Source organism: Mesorhizobium sp. CAU 1741 (assembly GCF_039839275.1).
Lineage (GTDB): Bacteria > Pseudomonadota > Alphaproteobacteria > Rhizobiales > Rhizobiaceae > Aerobium.
Window position 1 is genome coordinate 423,421 of the sequence record NZ_JBDOQP010000001.1, and the last position, 19,494, is coordinate 442,914.

Consider the following 19,494-nt stretch of genomic DNA (forward strand, 5'->3'; position numbering starts at 1 on the left):
GATGACAGTCGAGTTCAACGGAATGGTGCCATCGGATCTTGCCGGCACCGCCGAGAAGGCGATCGCTGCCTGCGCGGATAAATCCTTGGCAGAGCAGGCGGGGCTGATGGCGGCAGACGGCCTCCTAGGCATCTGCGCGAGTGAGTCGGTCGGAGGGCTTGGCTTGCCGCTGGCTTTTGCATTGCCTCTGGCAGTGGAAAGCAGCAGGGCGATGCAGCGCTTCCCGCTGGCCGAAGTGCTGACACTCACAGCGGCGTTGGAGCCGGGAACATCGGATATCGCGGAAAAGATTGCTGCCGGCGAAGATGTGGCAACCGTGGCCTGGAAGGGTGAATTGAGACTGGAAACGGTGGCTGGCGGTTTCGTGGCGACCGGCGTCGTGGGTGGGACGCCGTTCGGCAAAGACGTCGACCACGTGCTCGCGCGCATCGATGACGGACGTGGCGTTCTTGCATCGACGACCGGAAAGGGTGTGTCGGTCTCTCCGGCAGCGGGCAGTCTTGATCTGGTCCATCCCGAGAGTATCCTCGGGTTCGATGGGGCGGCCGTTCCTGCCAGCGCGGTCATACCCGTCGACGTGATGGAGATGATCGACCGCGTCGCCTTGATCTTGAAGGCCGCGTCGATCGTCGGTTCGGCGCAATACTGCATCGAAGCGGCAACCGAGCATGCGACGACGCGCAAGCAGTTCGGCAAGCCGCTGATCGCAAACCAGGCGATCCGCCATCATCTGGCACGTCACAAGCTCGCATTCGAAAGCGCCAAGGTGGTGCTCGATCGCGCAGTGATGCCGGGTGCTTCGCTAAACGCCGCCAGAAGCGCCTATGCGATTGCCGTGAACGCCGGCATTCAAATCGCGGAAGGCGCCATTCAGGTTCATGGTGGCATGGGCTTCACCTGGGAGGTGCCGCTGCATTTCCACTTGCGCCACGTCAGAAGTATCGAGACCCAGTGCCAGGCGACCACCAATCTCGATCGTCTCGGAGCCAGCTACATCGAGGCGCTGAGCGGCACCAGCGTCGCAGCTTGAATGTTTGGGGAGGAAAGCATGGACAGACCCCTTGAAGGGCGCGTCGCATTGATCACCGGCGCCGGTCACGGCATCGGCCGCGCGACGGCCCGGCTGATGTCGTCAAAAGGCGCAGTCGTTGCGATCAACGACCTAAAGCCGGAATTCGTCGAAGAGGCTGTTGCCGAGATCGAGGAGCAGGGTGGCACAGCGATCCCGGTCGCCGTGAATGTCGCGACGCGCGAAGGCATGCGCGAAGCGGTTGCCAGGGCCAGCGAGGCGGGAGGCCGGTTCGACATACTCGTCAACAATGCGGCCTGGGTTCGCTATCAGGCCGTTCCCGATATCGCGCCGGAAACCGTCGACCGAATGCTCGATATCGGCTTCAAGTCGGTCATCTGGGGTATTCAGGCCGCCGCGGAAGCGATGGATCCGGAGCGTGGCGGCGCAATAGTGAACATCGCTTCGACGGCGGGTTATCGCTCGGCCGCCAACTCGGTGGTGTATAGCGGCATAAAGTCCGCCGTGATCGGCATTACCCGCGCGGCCGCAGCGGAACTGGGCGCGCGCCGCATCCGCGTCAACGCGGTGGCGCCGTCAGCCGTGCCGACCGAGGGCACGGCCAAGCATCGCTCGGAAGAGCGCGATGCAAGACGCATCGCCGCAACGCCACTCGGCAGGCTTGGCACCGTGGATGATATCGCCCGGACGGTGGTTTTCCTGGCTTCAGACGAAAGCGGGTTTGTCACGTCGCAGACACTCGTCGTCGATGGCGGCATAACGTTCACCAATCTCTGAACGGCCCAGCCGCGATGACGAGGATCAACTTCGACGGCAAGGTCGCTCTCGTGACTGGAGGCGCGTCGGGCATCGGCTGGGCGACCGCTCAGATGTTGTGCGACCACGGCGCGCGGGTCATGATCGCGGACCGGGACGGGGACCGCGCCCGGCAACGCGCCGCCGAACTCGGCACTGGCCATTCGGCAGTGGCCGCCGACGTCTCATCGAAGACCGATGTGGCGGCAATGCTTGATGCATGCGTGATGCATTTCGGCCGCCTCGATGTCCTCGTAAACAATGCCGGCCGTACAGACAGCCGCGGCCTGCCGCTCAACGAGCACGACGCATCGTCATTCGAGGCGGTGATGTCCGTCAATCTCGAAGGCACCATGCAGGCGACGCGCATCGCGGCGGAACTCATGCGCGAGCGAGGTGGCGCGATCGTCAACGTCGCGTCCGGAGCGGCGTTTCGCGCCATCCCGATGCGGGGAAGCTATAGCGCCTCGAAGGCAGGAGTCGTCGGGTTCACCAAGTCGTTCGCAGCGCAGAGGCTGCCGGTGAACGTGCGTGTCAATGCCGTCGCGCCCGGGTTTGTGCGCACCGAACTCGTTGATGGTCTGGTCGCTGAGGGGCGGCTCGATCTTGCGGAAGCAGCCGCGAAGATCCCGCTTGGTCGCGTCGGTGAGCCCGCGGAGATAGCGGCCGCCATTTGCTACCTTGCGAGCCCGGCCGCCACTGACGTGCGTGGTGCAGTGCTTTCGGTCGATGGCGCGTCCAGCGCGTTTGGAGCCAGCAGGTTGGCCCCTGCAGCGAGAATCCCCCGCGCCGCCTCTGAGAGTGGCGTGATCGCGGTTCTCGGCGACGAGACGGCACAAGCCTGCATCGACCTAATTCGTGCCGACGGTCATTCCACCTGTCATGTGCCTTCCGGCCTAGCGGACGACCCGGGGTTGCTGACCGAGCGCCTTGCAGCGTTAGCTTCCCGCTATGGTTGTGTGAGCGGTTTCATCGACGCGTCGGACCTCCCCTCCGGCCTTGCAATCGGGCAGCAACTGACGCGTCAATTCCTGTCGGCCACCGCGGTCGGAAGGGTGCTCTGCCAGCAGGGCTGGGGTGCATATGCTGCTCTGGCCAGGCGAGCCGCATCTTTTGACCCGGTCGACGGCGACGTGGGTTGCGAGACCATCGCGATGCTGGTCAAGACGATGGCATGCGAGTGGGCACCGTTTGGCGTGCGCGCCAACGCGGTAATTGCTGGTGGGAATGCAGGTTCGGCAGGACTGCTCGCTTTCCTTGTGTCGCATCGGGCCTCGTTCGTGGCGGGTAGCATTGTGGATATATCAGGCCGTGCTTGAATTCGCGGTTATCAAACCGGACAGAGGCAAGAACGAGCGTTGACCGACCGGTCAGTCACACGCTAGACTCGAGGCCGGTGAAGACGGGGAGAGCCCGTGTCGGACAGTGGCTGCCGGGCGCGGATTGAGCATCTGCTGCAGGCAGTCGGGATGCGAACACCAGGGAGTGAAGCCAATGATGATCATGGGACGACGCCTGACAGATGTGATGGCCGGGCTGACGATGTCAGCGCTGGGGATATTCGTGCTCGCCAGTTCGTCGGGCTACGCGATGGGAACAGCGCGCGATATGGGGCCGGGGTATTTCCCGACGATCGTCGGATTTGCGCTGGTGCTCTTCGGCCCTGCCATCATCGTAATTGAAGGCCGCAACCCTTCAGAACAGGCGCCGGAATTCACCAGCCTTCGATCGATCCTGCTGATCATTGGCAGCATAACCGCGTTCGCATTGATGGTGGAGCGCTTCGGGCTCGCCCCAGCGACCTTCGTCGCGGTGATGCTCTCATCCTTCGCGGACAGGTCTTCAACCTTGCCGTTTTCGCTCATGCTGGCAGCCATCGTGTCGATCGTGTCCGTCCTGCTGTTCATGGTCGGCCTGGGCGTCCAGGTCGACGCCGTGAGGTGGTGAAATGGATTTCTTCACAAACATGGCGCTTGGCCTGTCCGTTGCCCTTTCCCTGCACGGGATCGCCTACTGCTTCGTCGGCGTGACCCTTGGCACGTTCGTGGGCGTGCTTCCCGGATTGGGGCCGATGGCGTCGATCGCGATGCTTCTTCCACTGACATATCATGTAGACCCAACCTACGCGCTGATCATGCTGGCAGGCATCTACTATGGGGCGGCATATGGTGGTCGCATCACGTCGATTCTCCTGAACCTGGCCGGTGAAGCCTCCAGTGCGGTTACTCTGCTCGACGGCTATCCCATGGCGCGCAATGGTCGTGCAGGCGTGGCGCTGTTCATTACCGCGATTGCGTCGTTCGTCGGCGGCATCATTGGTATCGTGCTGCTCGCGACCTTCTCCGAAAGTCTCGCCGCGGCCGCGCTCCAGTTCAGTGCGCAGGAGTATTTTTCGCTGATGCTGCTCGGTCTCGTTGCCGCAGCCTTGCTCGCGGGCGATACGCCGTTCCGCTCGCTTGCAATGGTGGCATTTGGCCTCGCGCTCGGGCTCGTCGGCATCGACCTCAATAGCGGGACCGCGCGATTTACTTTCGGCGTTCCCGCCCTCTATGACGGCCTGTCACTGGTGGCGATCGCCATCGGCCTGTTCGGTCTCCCCGAAGTCATGGCCAATGCGGGGGTCGCCGACGAGCATCGCCCGGCACCGGAAAAGATTACGCTGCGATCGCTGGTTCCGACACGCCAGGACTGGAAGCAGGCGGCGGCGCCGATTCTGCGAGGCTCGGCCATAGGGTCCTTCTTCGGGGCTTTGCCGGGTACTGGCGGCGTCACCGCTTCGTTCATGTCCTACGCGGTGGAGAAACGCGTCGCAAAAGACCCGTCGAAGTTCGGCAAGGGCGCCATTGAAGGTGTCGCCGCGCCGGAAGCGGCAAACAATTCCGCTGTCCAGACGGCGTTCATTCCGACGCTCAGCCTGGGCATTCCCGGCGATCCCGTCATGGCGCTCATGCTCGGTGTGATGATGGTGCACAACATCCTTCCCGGGCCAAACTTCATCGCCGGCCAGCCGGAATTGTTCTGGGGTCTCGTCGCGAGCTTCCTGGTCGGCAACATCATGCTCGTGGTCCTGAACATTCCACTGATCAGCTTGTGGGTGCGTATCCTGCACATCCCCTACAGGATCCTCTTTCCCATCATCGTGGCCGTCGTGTGCATCGGCATCTATGCCGTCAACTATCAGGTGCTTGACCTCGTCGTGCTGATGCTGTTCGGCCTGCTGGGCTATGCCCTGAAGCTCATGCGCTTCCAGGCCGCGCCACTGCTGCTTGGCCTTGTCCTGGGGCCGATGATGGAGGAGAATTTCCGCCGCGCCATGGTGATTGCGGGGGGAGATTTCAGCAGCTTCGTCACCCGGCCGCTGAGCGCGATTTTCCTGGCCTGCATCTTCGCACTTTTGGCCTGGACGGCATTCTCCAGCTTCAGGGCGAGACGCTTTGCGGCGTCGAATAGTGCAAATTCTTCCTGATGCCGAAAGGGCTTCGCATGTCGGATATCCCAACGGTCCTCGTCCACCAGCATGACGGTTTCGTCGAAATCGTGCTCAACCGTCCGGATCGACTGAACGCCTTCACGAAACAGCTTCACGCTGAGCTCCTGGCGGCATTGAAAGCAGCGGACGGCGACGAGGGCTGCAAAGCCGTTCTCCTGACGGGGGCCGGCCGCGGCTTCTGCGCGGGGCAGGATCTGACCGAGCGGGTGTTTGTGGACGGAGAGGTGCCGGACCTCTCCGAGAATCTTGTCGAACGATACAATCCACTTATCTCGTTCATTCGACATGCACGCGTTCCTGTTGTCGCCGCCGTTAACGGTGTGGCAGCCGGCGCGGGCGCAAGCCTCGCTTTTGCCTGCGACATCGTCATTGCGGCGCATACGGCGAAATTCATGCAGGCGTTCGCAAAGATCGGCCTGATCCCTGACGCCGGTGGCACCTGGACCTTGCCGAGGATCGCGGGCGATGCGCGAGCGCGCGCAATGATCATGCTGGCAGAACCCGTGAGCGCAGAGCTGGCCGTGCAGTGGGGCATGATATGGAAGGTCGTCGACGACGCGCTTCTGCACGACGAGGCCGTTGCCACCTGCCGGCGACTTGCCGCGCTTCCCGGCAGCGCTACGGCGCTTGCCAAGCGGGCATTGCTCGGTTCGTCGGGCAACGATCTGGACGCACAACTCACCTTGGAAGCCGAACTGCAGCGCCAGGCCGGTGAACATCCTGAATATCGCCTTGCCGTCGAAGCCTTCCGCCGCAAGGGCTGACGGGGATCAGAGCGCATCCACGCTGCGATCTCCAGCTAGCGATCCGACCCTTGGCTGGAGAGGTTGCAGCGAACACCGTTGCCGCTTCTTTTGATCGCCGCCTGGACGGGTGACGGCGTCATTGTCAGCTCGTTGCTGCGGAAACAAACCCGGCAATACTTTGCCAGCGCCCCCGTCCGTCGCTCAGCAGAGCAGCGGGATCGGAGGTTTGCCAAAGCAGCAGACCGCTGGCATCGCTGCGGTCGACGGGAGCCATGTCGCAACCCAGCGCTCTTGCCGCATCGGTCATGACCGTCGGCAGCCAGTAAGAGACCGGCGGCGGCAGTTGCGCGGCAAGCACCGCCAGCGACAGCGCCGCCGCCGGACTGTGCACGCCTAGCGGACAGAACGCGTCCTGCACGTTGTCGGTGCCGAAGACCGTGTTGACGCCTGCCTCCATCAGTTCCCTGACGGAGGTCAGCCCGCGCAGGCGCGGCATGTCGCCGCCGCGATCCTGAAGATAAAGGTTGCTGGTAGGCAGCGAGACGACGGAAAGGCCGGCGCGGGCGACTAACTCGATCCGGTTCCTGCGGGCATCCGATGTCAGCGAGGCAAGGTTGCAGGCATGGCCGCACAGGACCGGTCCCGCGTGACCGGCTGCAGCCACTTCTTCGGCGATGATCTCCAGTCCATCAAGGCTGTCACACAGACCTTCGTCAACATGAAAGTCCAGAGCGATGCCATGTCTTGCCGCGGCGTTGACCATGTTGCGGATGCCAGCCCGCCGGTCGGGTTGCCCGTGGACGAAGGCGCCCATGACGCAGCCGCTGGCTGCAATGAGCCGTGCGACAATGTTCGTATAGGTTTCATCCGCCATCACCTCGATCGGCAGCAAGGCAGAGCGCTGGATGGCAATGCGGCCGCGCCATTCCTCTCGAAGCTCCTCAAGTACCCGCCAGGCCGTGGGAAGTCGCTCGGGATCGCTCGGCTCAACATCCCAATCCACATGGGTGCGGACGATTTGCGCGCCGGCGGCATGGAGTTCCTCCAGACCACGCTGCGCGCGGGTACGAAGGTCGTCGCGGGTCCAGTGACGTTTGTCCTTTGATTGCGCCGCGATCGCCTCGGCAAGCGTGCGCGCAGGGGAATCCAGCCTGTTGCCGGTGAAACACTTGTCGAGATGGCAATGCGGCTCGACGAATGGCATCGTCACCAGCCTTCCGCCGGTGTCGACATCGGCTGGCGCGTCGGTCAGGCCGGCGATCTTTCCGCCGCGGATGACGAGATTGCCGGCGAGGCAGTCGCCGTCTCGTCGTCCGCCAAATGCGGCCGCGTCGGCGACGAGGGAGGCCGGCACCCTGACGTTGCCGAGGATAACGTCGAGGTCGCCGGGTGTGGCCGCAATCATCCTCATTCCACGCTCCGCGTGCCGTCCGCCTGCGGCGAGACGCTTGCCATCCAGCGTTTGAATGCCTCGTTCACCCGGTATTCGTAGATGAATGCCTTCACCGGCGTGTATCCTGCAGCGATCATCCTGCGATCCAGTATGTGATCGGCGGGACGGTTGACGATGTCGATCGCGACAAGCGTGCCCTGCCGGAAGTGATGCACAGCAAGCTCATTCTGCACGGGGTTGCCGGTGGCAAGATGATCGTCCGCGTCCATGGACAGGCCGACGACCTGCCATGCCCGTCTCCAGCAACGACGATGCCCTCCATTACGAAGCGTTCCGCACGGGCTGGTGAGGCGGCAGCGCCTCGATCTCGTCGGCCGAGAGGTGCTTCACCTCGTTCCAGAAACGCGATTTGGGCGAATTGAGCAGCCCATGTGGGTCGAGCCGCTTTTTCCAGGCGAGATGGCGGAAGTCGGGTTTCATCGACCCACCCTCGACAAAGGGCACATGCGGGTTGGATGTTGGGCAGCCATGCTCGTCATAGGCGCGTGCGAGTTCGAACAGTCGCTCGTCGCTCGTATAGCGCACGATTGGGAGGTCGAAGGCGACAAGCTCGTCGTTGAGCAGCGCGAACTCGTGGTGCATCAGCACCTCGTCGCCGAAAATGCGCCGGAGCGGATCGATCTTCGCGCTGTCGAGCGGCGCGCGGAACGTCACCTGCAGGTTGGTAACCGAACGATCCTGCTTCAACACCTGCAGCGTGGTGTGGTTATAGGAGAACTCGGACAAGGCCGGCAGGCCGGAGTCCTCCATCGCCGCGTCGTCCAGCTCGAGTTCCGTCGTGCCACCTTTCTCGTTGATCTGGCGCATAGCCTCCGCAACGTGTTCTTCGGCGATCTTCACCAGAAGCAGGTCGCGGCTACGGCCGGCGATGTCGCCGAGCGGTCTGATGGAGGATGCGATGCGCCCATCGACGGTGGTCAGAAGTTTCAGGTTCAGCTCGTGCGCTGAACCCAAGGCGATCCCGGCTTCGAAAGCCTGCTTGTAGGTGTCGAACGACGCGATCACGTTGATCCAGCGCGGCGACGGCACGGTGCGCAGAACCAGGTCGGTGATGATGCCGTTCAGCCCCCAAGCGTGATGGATCGCGGAGATGTTCTTGCCCGAGAAGACGTGCCGCTGCGGTTCCTTTTCGATCGACAGAACGCCTATTCTTTCAACATTGCCGCCATCGCGCAGCATGCCGTGGCGTATTGAGCCGATGCCGCCGGAGCCGCCGGCGATGAAGCCGCCAATGGTGGCGATCGCCTCGGTCGACGGAAAAAGCGGCAGTTCGCGGCCGTGAGCAGAGAGCGCTTCGTTGATCGCACCGATCTTCGCGCCCGCCTCGACATGCACGGTGACCGGATCGATATCGAGAACTTGCCCGATGCCGGTCATGTCGATGATAAGGCCGCCTTCCATCGGTACGGCCTGCCCGTAATTGCCGGTGCCGCCGCCGCGGACGACCATCGGCGCATTCCATTCGACGGCTGCCGCGATGCAGCGTTTGAGCTCATCGACCGATTTCGGCGCGGCGACCAAATCACCGAAGCAGGAGGCCAGTTCCCGGTTGAGAACCGGGCTGTACCAGAAGAAGTCACGCGAGCGCTTTTTCACGATGGATGGCGTATCGAACGTCTCCACATCGCCCAGCGCCAGTGCAAAGGCGCTCCAGTCGATGTCGTTCTTGCCCGAAATGGACATGCGGTTCCTCCGGGGTTCTTCTTCAGCGGGCGCGGTTGTGCTGGTCTTGCAGATCACAGAACCGGCAGAATTCGGACAGGAATGAAGCAAAGTTGCGCGCCGCTGTTGCGAGCAGTTCCTTCCCCAGTTTGGCGGTTGCCGCAGCGGCGTTGCCGCAGGCGCCCGCCTGGCTGAGATCCTCGATGGTCCATGCAGGTCGCGCGCGGCCGGAGGTTAGCCCGATATGGCGGAATTCCTCCTGCCAGCCTTCGGCCGCGTTGCGGAACTCGGCTGCCACGGCCATGGCGACGAGGTCCGGCTTCAGCGCCAGCATCGCACTGGTCTCGACCAGGCCGGCATGGATGCCGAACGAACGCTCGCGCGCATCGCCATGTCGGTCGGCTTCGTTGAAATTGTACCAATTGCAGGTCGCGACATGCAGGCCGAACTCAATCTTGAGGTCGCGTGCGGCGATGTCGAGCACCGGTGCGTTGCCGCCATGGGCGTTGAACAGCACCATGCGGCGAAAGCCGGTCCGAGCGAGGCTCCCGGCAATGTCGGCGAGAAGCCGGAGCATCGTTTCGGCGGAGAGGCTGATGGTTCCGGGGATCGCGCCATGCTCATTGCTCTTGCCGTAGGCAAAGCCGGGCATCGCCAACACCGGCAGGTCCGCCGGCAGATGCTCAAGCGAGCGCTCCAGAACGGCTTCCGCCAGGTCGCGATCGACAGACACCGGCAGATGCGGGCCATGTTGCTCGATGGCGCCAACTGGCAGCACTGCGATTGTGCGGCTTCGATCGGTGGTTTCGAACTGCACGCGCGACAGGTCGGCCCATCGGGTGAGATGGCGCGTCATGAGGGGAGGCTCCTGTCGGATGGTTGCAGCGTGTGGCTGAGGCGCGAGACGCGCCGGTCCATTCTATAGTGGGGGATATCCATGAGGCTTTTTCCGAACATCTCGCTTTTCCGCTGATCGCCCTGCGACCGGTCGAATTGCGGCTCGTTCCGTAAAAGCCCTGTGCCATGGGGTATCGCAATGTCATCGAAGGCTGTGACACTGTCAAGCGCCCCACGCCGCAGACCGCCTCCCGCGAAGCGGTTCCGCAACAACCGCTTCTGTCCTATGGCTTGGCGCAGCATCAACGGACCCGACAGGGAGATTCGACATTGCCCAAATCCGTCAACGCAGGCGACATAGCGGCCCCCTTCTCCAACTACAGCCACGGCATGCTGGTGTCGGCTGGCAGCGACTTGCTGTTTTGTTCCGGCCAACTCGGCAACGCGTCTGACGGCAGCGTTCCGCAAGGCTGCGCCGCGCAGGCGGAGCAGTGCTTCGCCAACGCCGAATCGATCCTGCGCTCCGCCGGCATGGGTCTCTCCGACGTCGTGCGCATCAATGCCTATGTGACGGCGCGCGAGCATATGGCTCCCTATATGGAGGTTCGCAACCGGCTCTTTGCCGAGCCTTATCCTGCATCCACGCTGGTGATCGTGTCCGGATTCTCGCGCCCCGAATTCGTGGTCGAGGTCGAGGTGGTCGCGGCGCGCAAGCCCTGACGCCGCTACTGGTATGACGCTCCGGGGATGAACGGATATTTCTCGATCACCTTCTCGTCGATCTCGACTCCGAGGCCCGGCGCTTCCGGCGCAAGTATGGTTCCATCGACGATTTCGAAAGGGGTGCCGAGCTCATCGCGGAACGCATTGATGGCGGAGACATCCGCCTCGTAGATGAAGGCGTTCGGCGCCACCGAAAGCACATGGGTGGACGCCGCAGTGCTCAGCACCGATGCGCTCGTATGCGGCGCGAACTGAAGGTGCCATGCGCCTGCCAGAGCGGCGATCTTCAAGATCTCTGTGACGCCGCCCGTCTTGCAGCAATCCGCCTGCACGAACTGGATGACCTCCTCGCTGATGAGCGTCCTTAGTTCATGCCGCGTGAAGTGGTTCTCGCCGGCCGCCAGCGGCGTTGCCGTCAGGTCGCGCAGACGCCTGTAGCCAGGCAGGTTGTCCGGCGTGAACGGCTCCTCCAGCCAGGCAAGGCGACCCGCCTCGCAGATTTCGGCGATGCGGGCGACGTCGGCGGTCCGGTAGCGGGTGCCGGCATCGGCCGCAAGCGTGATCTCGGCCCCGAATGCCGCCCTGATCGCGCTCACGCGTTCCAGGTCTTTCTCCAGCGTGTCGCCGACGCGCAGCTTCATGAAGTCGTAGCCGCGCGCGATGAAGCCCTCGATCTCGCGCTTGAGGTCGTCCACCGGCTGAAAGCCGAGGCTGATGCCGCCCGCATAGGCGCGAATCGGCCGCCTTTTGCCGCCGAGCAGACGATAGACCGGCTGGCTCAGGTCCTTGCCCTTTATGTCCCACAGCGCCAAGTCGACGCCACTCAGCCCGATCACTGCAGCAGCGCCCGGTCCATGGGTCGCTATGTAGTGCCTGTAAGACTTGTCCCAGATCGCCTCGGTCTCGTGTGCATCCATGCCGATGAGCGAGGGGCCAAGCGCGTCGTTGATGAACGCGGCAATCGTGCTCGGCGTCTGCGCGTGGTGCGCCTCGCCATAACCGACGATGCCGCATTCGGTCTCGATCCGCACCAGCACCATGTCGCGCTTGGCGGAACGGCCGACCGCGAAAACCGCACCACCCGGTGTCGGGCAGGACAATGCAAAGGCCTGGATACGCTTGATCTTGGTCATGTGGATTATCCCTTCACCGCGCCGCCGCCGACACCAGAGACCAGATGCTTCTGGAGGAAGAAGAAGACCAGAAGGATCGGCGCCGAGGTAAGAACGCCGCCGGCCATCAGCATGCCCCAGTCGGTGGTGTACTGGCCGATCAGGCCCGACAGGCCGAGCGGCAGCGTACGGTTCTTGTCGGAGAGGATGAACGTGCTAGCGTACAGGAATTCATTCCAGGTGTGGATCATCACCCAGGTGGCCACCGCGACGATGCCCGGTCGGGCCATCGGCAGTATCACGCGCCAGAACGCCTGCCAGCGCGTGCAGCCGTCGAGCCTGGCCGCATCCTCCAGCGAATGCGGAACCTGCGAGAAGAATCCGCGCATGAGCCATACGCAGAGCGGCAGCATGTAACTGAGATAGACGGGGATCAGACCGTAGAGGCTGTCGAGCCAACCCAACCAGCGAAGCTGGATATAGAACGGGATGAGCAGCAGAACCGGCGGGAACATCTGCCCGTAGAGCATGAACAGCGGCAGGGCTACCGATCCCTTGAACCGGTGGCGCGCCATGGCGTAGCCGGCTGTCACCGAGATCGCGACGCTGATGACCGTGACGCTGGCCGTCAGGATCAGGCTGTTGAGGGCGTACCGCCAGAATTCGGCGCCGACCAGCAGGTCCACATAACTCTGGAACGTGAACGAATGCGGCACGAGGCTGGGCGGCCGTGCGAAAAGCTCGTCCTTGGCACGCAGTGACGTGGCGATCATCCAGTAGAACGGAAAGACGCACCAGATGAACGCTACCCAAAGGCCGAGGTAAAGGAAGCCGATGCGGAGCCATTTCGGAGTCCAGCTGCGGCGCAACGGCGGCACCGTCACAGCAGTGTCGGAAGGAGGGGTGGTGATGGTGTTGCCGCTCATGGTCACTCGCCCTCCTTTGCCTGGATAAGCTTGAGATAGAGCGTGGTGGCTATCACCAGACCGACAAAGAGCATGGTGGCCACAGCCGATGCCATGCCGAGATCATAGCGCTGGAAACCGTATTTGTAGGCGAGTGTGAAGAGGATTTCAGACGAATTCAGCGGTCCGCCTTCCGTCATCAGCCAGATGGCGTTGAAGTTGTTGACCGTCAGGATGAATGTCAGCACCGCCGCGATCGCGAACGAGACCCGGATTTGCGGCAGGATCACATGCCACAGTTTGCGCCAGCCCGATGCGCCATCCATCGATGCCGCTTCCATGATTGAGCGCGGAACGAGCTGCAGCGCGGCGAGCAGCAGCAGCATGACAAACGGGGTGCCTTTCCAGATGCTCTCCACGGTGACCGCGTAGAGCGAGGTTGCGGTATCGCCCAGCCAGGGATGGTAGTCGTTGATGACGCCCCACCGGACGAGAAGTTCGTTCACGATGCCGACGCTGGGGTCGTACATCCAGCGCCAGGTGAGCACCGCGACCACGCTTGGAACCACCCACGGAACCAGGATGCCCGAGCGGAAGAACCCGATGCCCGGCATTGCGCGATGAAGCAGCAACGCCAGGCCGAGGCCGAGCGAAAGCTGGGCGACCACGTTGAGCACCACCCAGACGAGCGTGTTGAACGACGCGATGCCGAAACTCGGATCGGCAAAGACACGCTCGAAGTTGCGCAGGCCAACGAAGGGCATGTCGCCGCTGTTGAGCGTGCGCAAGGTGACGTCATGGAAGGCCGACGTGATGCCGGACACCAGGGGATAAACCACCACGCCGACCACGATGATGACCGCTGGAAGCACCATGAGATAGGGATAGATGCGCGCGCCCGCACCCGTCTCGAAGACGGACGACCAGGTTCGCCGCAGCTTCTGGTTTGTAGGAGCGCGCGCTGTCATTGCTTTACTGGCCCAGTATCTGTTCGATCTGCGTTGCAGCTTGCGCCATCACCTCGTCGATGGGCTGGCCCCGCAGGGCCGAATCCCACACGGAGCCGAAGACGTCGGAATGGATCTGGCTCCACTGCGCGACCACCGGACGCGCGCGACCGGCGCTTGCCTGCGTCATGAAGGGCTGCAGATCCTCAGGCAGCTTTGCAATCGCCTCGTCGGTTGCGGCTGCGGCCTGAGCGGAAAGACGCTGGTATTGCGCCATCAGTTCGATGCTGCGCGGGCCTGTCAGCCACTCCACCAGTTCCCAGCTCGCTTCCGACACGTCGCTATTGGCATTGATCGCAAGATTGTAGCCGCCGATCACTGTTGCAGCCTGCGCTCCCTCGGGCAGCGGGACGATCGAATAGTCGAGATCAGGATTGCCGTTGTTCAGCGCGCCGATGGCCCAGTCGCCGCTGATCAGCATGCCCGCGCGTTCCTGAATGAAGGGCGCGTTGACCTCGTCCCAGGAATTGGCGGTCAGTACGGAAGCCGGCATGGCTTGATGTTCGGTGTAGAGATCGGAAACGAACTTCACCGCCTCGATTGCTTCGGGCGAACCGACGCCAACCGCTCCGTCGTCTGCGATGATCTCAGCCCCGCTCTGCCAGATGAACGGATAGAGCTGGAAGGCGCCGACACGGCTCCCTCCGAATGTGAGGCCGAAGGTGCCGGCGTTCTTGTCGGTCATGGCGATTGCTGCAGCCTCGAACTCATCCCAGGTCTTCGGCGGCGCGTCGATGCCGGCTTCCGCCAGCATCTTGTTATTGACGTAGAGCGCGACGTTGTTGGTGTAGAGCGGCATCGCATACTGACGCTGCTTGAAGCGGCCGGCCGACAGCGGGCCGGGCTGATATTCATCGGCGATCGGGTCGCTCTGTTCGGTCACGTCGGCAAGCAGCCCGGCATCGGCCAGACCCGCCACCCACGCGATGTCCAGCGCCATGACGTCTGGTCCGGCACCGCCGGACAGCGCGACGAATAGGTTGCGCTCCATCTCCATATGCGGAACGGCCTGCAGTTCCACCGTATGACCGGTTTCGGCCTCGAATGCCTTCAACTCGGCATAGATTGGCGCATCGGGTGCCGAGGCGAGCGGTCCATTCACCCACAACACGATGTTGTCGGCAAATGCCGGCGTCGCGCCGAGCGCGGCAACGAGTGCGGCCGCAATTGTGCTGGTCTTCCAGAAATGTCGCATAGTCTTCTCCTCCACTGTGCGCCTTGTGGCGCTGCTGCTGTTATCAGGGTTGTCCGGTCACGTTTCCTTCCGGATCTTTCGGACGGTCCCAGGCGAACCCGGTTCCGAACCATTCCTCCAAGGTCTTGGTCATGGGCGGGGTCGAAGCGGTTGCGGTCGATGCGCTGACGACACCGACTGCCTCTATCGACCAGCCTTCCTGCGGCACCGCCTGAGCCGCCTGTTCGGCATCGTCGAAGACGAGCTGGACCGCCCGGCGAGCGGCGATGTCGCTGGCCAGCGTCAGCCGCGCACCCTTGCGGATGAAGATCGGCATTCGGTCGAGTGGCACGTCGTGGATGCGCCACGCCAGACCGGACACGAACGCGCCCGTCAACACGTCGAACCAGTCGCCTTGCGGAAGAAAGACGGCGCGCGTGTTGCCATAGAACGCGACGGGGGCGACCAGGATGTCGTCGCCGAGCATGTATTGCTGGTCCCAGTCGTTGACGGCCGACCAGTCGATCTCGGGGAAGGCGAGCGGCATCATCCGCATCATTGGTGTGCCGCCTTGCGCAGCCTCCCGCCCGTAGCGCTCGAAGATCGGCCTGAGCGCCAGATGAAGCTTGCCGTAGGTGTGATAGACGGCGGCGGACTGCTCATCCATGTCCCATGGCTCGCGACAGCCGAGGCCGTGCAGCATCATCAGCGGCGTGAAGCAGGAGAACTGCGTCCAGCGCGCAAAAACCTGCGGCGTTGGCGTGCCGAAATAGCCGCCAAGGTCACTGCCAACGAAGGACCAGCCGCAGAACGCTGCGCTCTGTACCGCGCGGACGGAGGATGGCAGCCCCGTTTTGGGGCAGAAATCCGATGTCTGGTCCCCGGTCCAGATGGGCGTGCGCACGCGCGGCGAACCAGAACGGCTGATGATGGCCGGCACCTTTCCGTCAAAGGCCGCAATCGTCGCCTCCAGATAGTAGCGCACGAAGGCATTGTGCGCCTTGCCGCCGGTCTCGCCCGAGTGAAGCACGGCATGCTCGGGCAACTGCTCGCCGAAGTCGGCCTTGAAGCCCTTGATGCCTTTCCGAAGCAGGCTACGCAGACTGTCCGCCCACCATGCGGCGGCTTCCGGTTTCGAGTAGTCGATCAGCGCCGCCACGATGTTGGGGTTCGCGCCCGGCCTGCGCGTGATCAGTTCGCCCTTAGCGTCGACGATCGTGTAGCCGTTCGCCCGTGCGAACTCGAAGGATTTGGTGCCGACGACCACCCAGGGGCAAAGCCAGAGATAGATCTCGGTCCCGTCTTGCGCCATGCGTCGGACCATGGCGTCGGCATCGGGGTATTTTTGCGTATCGAAGGCGAAGGAGTGCACTTCACTCGCCCAGTAGGCGTCGATCAGCTTGACGCCCATCGGCAGGCCTAGTGCGGAGTGACCGTCAAGGTCGGCCTGCACGGTCCCCGCGTTTTCGATGCGCCAGTCGCCGGCCTTCCAGAGGTCGAAGAAGCTCTCCTCCGGCATCAGCGGAGGCCCAATACGCCCGATCAGCGCTGCGTAGAGTTCGCCAAGGTCGCCGAGATGGATTTCGAGTTTGAGGCGGCTTCCTTCCACCTGGATGCGCAGCATGTTGGGATCGAAGGGTGCCGCGATGTGGAAAACCGCCGGCGCCTCGTCTGGCAGGTAAAGGCCGTAGCCAAGCGTCGTCGCGATCCACGGCGACGGAAGGTACGTGCCGTTCCCGAGGCCGAAATTCTCCAGATAGTAGCGAACCGACTGGCCGCGCAGGTCCAGCGTCTCGAAACGCTCGCCGCCGCCGAAGGCCTGAAACTTGCGAGGCACGGCGAACGCGATGTCGAGGGCCGCCGCATCGGCCTTTTCGATCGTCAGTCGGAAGCTCTTGCCGCCGGCATCGGCGGTTGTTGTCACGTCGATGCCATTGGCGCGATCAGGCTGCAGATGCGTCCACGAGCCGCCGTCGGCTCTCCAGCCTATGGATACCGGGCGCCATGGCGCGTCGCCACCGAGGGCGAAGACCGTCGGCGTTTCAGACATGATCGACCTTCACGCCGAGCTGCCGTCCGAGATGGAGCACCGCATCGGCCCAGCGTCCATAGACGGCGGTCACATGGTGCTCGTAGCCCTCGTCGATGAAATGGCGAACCAGCTCTTCCGCGCCGGCCTCGGCAGGACGGAAATAGCCCGCCGCGCGGTTGGCGCGGGGCTTTTCTGCCTCGATCTCGCCCTCGCTGACGAAGATGCGCAGGGTGCCGTCGTCGCGCAGCGACAGCCGTATCAGCGTGATCGGGCCGGCCTTCAGCGGGAAGGTTTCCTGCTTGAGCGCCGGATCGAGCGAGCGCGGGCCGTCTGCAAGACGCGGGCTGACGCCGTAGTGCCATAGGACGAGCCGATCGCTTGCACGGTCGAGCCCGGAAATGTCGGTGAGGAACGGCAGCGAAGCGGGATCGAACGCGCGTGCCACCAGAGCGGTCGCGGCACCCATCACATCGCCTTCCGGCGCGATTGGCACTGTGCGGTCGGAAAGCTCGCCCAGCGCGCCCCAGGTTCCCTTGAAATCCTCGGCGTAGAGAATCTCCGGCCAGTCGCGGATCGCGACGGCGTCGGCTTCGATCCGGTCAAGTCCCGCCGCAAGCTGCGCATAGGTGCGGCCCAGCGCGAGGCGGCCGGCCTCGTCATCGCCACCGTCGAAGGAAGCCTCCGCCCAGCGGCTTGCACCGAGCTGCACGGCCTCGTCGTCGGCATTGCAGGCTTCGAGAAAGCGCACCAGCGTCGTCTGCTGGATGGTGATGCCGAGACGCTGGCGTAACATCCAGGGGTCAACGGCGAGATTTGTGAACCAGTCGGCATGCGAGCCGATCAACGCGATCCGCGCGCCACGCAAGCGACTATGCGCACGCGATGCCGCGGCGAATGCGGCGAGCTCTCCCGCCAGGGGCGGATCCTCCGGATTGCCGAGCAGCAATGTGAAACCGTGGCCGAAGCGGATGAGGGTGGAGGCCCAGAGCTGCGCACCGCACAGCGAATTGGTGACTATCTCGTCGGCCTCCTCCAGCGCCCAAATCGCAATGGGGATCGGCCGGTCGCCGACGGCGTCGAGCACGTCGTGCAGGAGCTCGGCCGTACAGAAGGTGGAAAGCTGGACGACCAGCCCGTCGAGCGCGTCGAAATCGAGGGACGCAATCGCTTCACGACAGGTATCGCGATCGCGCGCCAGCTTGCCCGCAAGCGCGAACCGGCCTTTTAGCCCACCGCCACCCATCAGCTGGTCGGTACGCGTAACCAGCTCTGCTGCTGCCGCCTCCGAAAAGAGCGGCGAAGCCACGAAGAGCACACCGATACGATTCCCGTCGGCCTGGACCGGGTCGGTTCTGGTCAGCATTTCAGGTAGTCTCCTCCATCGCGGGCGCATCGCGAGCTGCCTCGAGCCCGCCGCCGCTTACAAAACAATAGGCCGCATAGCTGAGAGCGGCCTTCGGGTCGTTCCCGATCGATGGCGCGATGAAGGAGAGCGAAAGGCGCCCTTCGTCATAACCACCCAGCAGGCTCTGGTTCAGTCCGTCAAAAATCGCGCTCCGGTCCGACCCGGGCGTAAGCGAGGGCCAGCCACTGATCACGACTGCCGGGACGGGATGCAGGTTGAGCGCGTTTCCGAGCGCGAGACCGATCAGGAACTGACGCTCGCGCAGCATGTCGCGCGCCACATCATCGACCTCAAGGGCATCGAGGAACCGATCGCCGCGAGCGAGAATCTCGTTGCCCGGCACGCCGATGATCGTCGAAACGGCGCGCAACGAGGTGTACGCCTCAAGGCAACCGCGATGACCGCAACGGCAGAGGAGACCGTCGCGCTCGATGACCATGTGCCCCATCTCGAACGGGGAGAAGGCGTCGATCGGCTCGGCCTCGTTGACGATGACGCCTGCTACGCCATGGCCGACAAACAGGAACAGGTGATCGCCTTCGACACCGTAGGTGGAGGGCATCGCATAGCGATTGAACGCAGCCTGCGCGACGACCGAGTTCGTCAGAGTGAGCGGCAGCCTCGGCAGCACCTTGCCCAGGAACCTTTTGAGGCGCGCCATGTCCCACGGAAAGATCGGGTTGCCAGCCTCCCGCCCGTAGCCTGGGATGGACATCGCAGCCTGACGCAGATCGACGCCACGGGCATCCGTCCACTCGCGTAACGCGACGGTGCTTGCCGCAAACAGCCTTTCGAACTCGTCCTGGTCGAGGTTCGGCGATGCCGGCATTCGCTCGACGTAGTCCAGCGTTCCGCCGAGATTGCCGACACCGAAGGAAAGGCGGCTGTTGGACAGCTCGATACCGAGCACATTGATATTATTACTCAATGTAACGAGGGCAGTCGGACCACCTGCATGAGGTGCGGATTCCTTCCTCTCTTCAACCAGTTTTTCACTGCGCAAATCTGCGACGATGCGCGAAACACTCGCCTCGGTAAGGCTGGTTTCTCGAGCCAAATCAGTGCGAAATGCGCCTTTTGTGCGCAGAAGACTCTCGAGAACGGTTGCTCTCGTCTGCCTTCT

Annotated in this window: 18 protein-coding genes; 7 read left to right on the forward strand and 11 right to left on the reverse strand. The window is 63.3% G+C overall.

Annotated features, from left to right (window positions below):
* Window position 1: 1 nt before the first annotated feature.
* The 6 genes from AAFN84_RS02005 to AAFN84_RS02030 all read left to right on the forward strand — a co-directional run bounded on the left by AAFN84_RS02005 (window position 2) and on the right by AAFN84_RS02030 (window position 6,079).
* A complete protein-coding gene (locus tag AAFN84_RS02005; protein WP_347512755.1) occupies window positions 2-1,030 on the forward strand; it encodes an acyl-CoA dehydrogenase family protein in 1,029 nt (342 codons plus the stop codon).
* Window positions 1,031-1,048: 18 nt separating this feature from the next.
* Complete coding sequence (locus AAFN84_RS02010; RefSeq protein ID WP_347512757.1) at window positions 1,049-1,807, forward strand: SDR family oxidoreductase; 759 nt, start codon at window positions 1,049-1,051, stop codon at window positions 1,805-1,807.
* Window positions 1,808-1,821: 14 nt separating this feature from the next.
* Complete coding sequence (locus tag AAFN84_RS02015) at window positions 1,822-3,144, forward strand: glucose 1-dehydrogenase (RefSeq protein ID WP_347512758.1); 1,323 nt, start codon at window positions 1,822-1,824, stop codon at window positions 3,142-3,144.
* A 175-nt stretch (window positions 3,145-3,319) separates the two neighbouring features.
* Window positions 3,320-3,772, forward strand: a complete 453-nt coding sequence (locus tag AAFN84_RS02020) for a tripartite tricarboxylate transporter TctB family protein (protein ID WP_347512760.1) — start codon at window positions 3,320-3,322, stop codon at window positions 3,770-3,772.
* Between the two features lies 1 nt (window position 3,773).
* Window positions 3,774-5,291 carry a tripartite tricarboxylate transporter permease gene (locus AAFN84_RS02025; RefSeq protein WP_347512762.1) on the forward strand — a complete coding sequence of 506 codons (1,518 nt, stop codon included), beginning with the start codon at window positions 3,774-3,776 and terminating at the stop codon, window positions 5,289-5,291.
* 17 nt (window positions 5,292-5,308) lie between these two features.
* Entirely contained in the window at window positions 5,309-6,079 is a 771-nt protein-coding gene (locus tag AAFN84_RS02030; RefSeq protein WP_347512764.1) for an enoyl-CoA hydratase-related protein, read from the forward strand.
* 124 nt (window positions 6,080-6,203) lie between these two features.
* Here AAFN84_RS02030 and AAFN84_RS02035 read toward each other — a convergent pair whose 3' ends face one another.
* The 4 genes from AAFN84_RS02035 to AAFN84_RS02050 are packed head-to-tail and all read right to left on the reverse strand — an operon-like array spanning window position 6,204 to window position 10,032.
* Window positions 6,204-7,472: an amidohydrolase family protein gene (locus tag AAFN84_RS02035; protein ID WP_347512766.1), complete on the reverse strand. Its 1,269-nt coding sequence runs from the start codon at window positions 7,470-7,472 to the stop codon at window positions 6,204-6,206.
* Window positions 7,469-7,729: an oxidoreductase C-terminal domain-containing protein gene (locus AAFN84_RS02040; RefSeq protein WP_347513769.1), complete on the reverse strand. Its 261-nt coding sequence runs from the start codon at window positions 7,727-7,729 to the stop codon at window positions 7,469-7,471. The genes AAFN84_RS02035 and AAFN84_RS02040 overlap by 4 nt, the downstream gene beginning before the upstream one ends.
* Before the next feature lie 46 nt (window positions 7,730-7,775).
* Entirely contained in the window at window positions 7,776-9,197 is a 1,422-nt protein-coding gene (locus AAFN84_RS02045) for an FAD-binding oxidoreductase (RefSeq protein ID WP_347512768.1), read from the reverse strand.
* Window positions 9,198-9,219: 22 nt separating this feature from the next.
* A complete protein-coding gene (locus tag AAFN84_RS02050) occupies window positions 9,220-10,032 on the reverse strand; it encodes a creatininase family protein (protein WP_347512769.1) in 813 nt (270 codons plus the stop codon).
* 311 nt (window positions 10,033-10,343) lie between these two features.
* On the opposite strand from AAFN84_RS02050, the gene AAFN84_RS02055 reads away from it, so the two are divergent.
* On the forward strand, window positions 10,344-10,733 hold the full coding sequence (locus AAFN84_RS02055) for a Rid family hydrolase (protein WP_347512771.1): 390 nt from the start codon (window positions 10,344-10,346) through the stop codon (window positions 10,731-10,733).
* A 5-nt stretch (window positions 10,734-10,738) separates the two neighbouring features.
* On the opposite strand, the gene AAFN84_RS02060 is transcribed toward AAFN84_RS02055, so the two are convergent.
* From AAFN84_RS02060 to AAFN84_RS02090, 7 genes are read right to left on the reverse strand one after another with little or no spacing between them, the layout of a single operon-like run.
* Window positions 10,739-11,869, reverse strand: a complete 1,131-nt coding sequence (locus AAFN84_RS02060; RefSeq protein ID WP_347512773.1) for a mandelate racemase/muconate lactonizing enzyme family protein — start codon at window positions 11,867-11,869, stop codon at window positions 10,739-10,741.
* Between the two features lie 5 nt (window positions 11,870-11,874).
* Window positions 11,875-12,774, reverse strand: a complete 900-nt coding sequence (locus AAFN84_RS02065; RefSeq protein ID WP_347512774.1) for a carbohydrate ABC transporter permease — start codon at window positions 12,772-12,774, stop codon at window positions 11,875-11,877.
* A gap of 2 nt (window positions 12,775-12,776) precedes the next feature.
* Entirely contained in the window at window positions 12,777-13,721 is a 945-nt protein-coding gene (locus AAFN84_RS02070; RefSeq protein ID WP_347512776.1) for a sugar ABC transporter permease, read from the reverse strand.
* Window positions 13,722-13,725: 4 nt separating this feature from the next.
* On the reverse strand, window positions 13,726-14,955 hold the full coding sequence (locus AAFN84_RS02075) for a sugar ABC transporter substrate-binding protein (RefSeq protein WP_347512777.1): 1,230 nt from the start codon (window positions 14,953-14,955) through the stop codon (window positions 13,726-13,728).
* Window positions 14,956-14,998: 43 nt separating this feature from the next.
* Window positions 14,999-16,984 (reverse strand): TIM-barrel domain-containing protein, encoded by a 1,986-nt coding sequence (locus AAFN84_RS02080; RefSeq protein ID WP_347512779.1) that lies wholly within the window; start codon window positions 16,982-16,984, stop codon window positions 14,999-15,001.
* Window positions 16,977-18,329 (reverse strand): hypothetical protein, encoded by a 1,353-nt coding sequence (locus AAFN84_RS02085; protein WP_347512781.1) that lies wholly within the window; start codon window positions 18,327-18,329, stop codon window positions 16,977-16,979. The genes AAFN84_RS02080 and AAFN84_RS02085 overlap by 8 nt, the downstream gene beginning before the upstream one ends.
* A gap of 1 nt (window position 18,330) precedes the next feature.
* Window positions 18,331-19,281 carry an ROK family protein gene (locus AAFN84_RS02090; RefSeq protein ID WP_347512782.1) on the reverse strand — a complete coding sequence of 317 codons (951 nt, stop codon included), beginning with the start codon at window positions 19,279-19,281 and terminating at the stop codon, window positions 18,331-18,333.
* Between the last annotated feature and the right edge of the window lie 213 nt (window positions 19,282-19,494).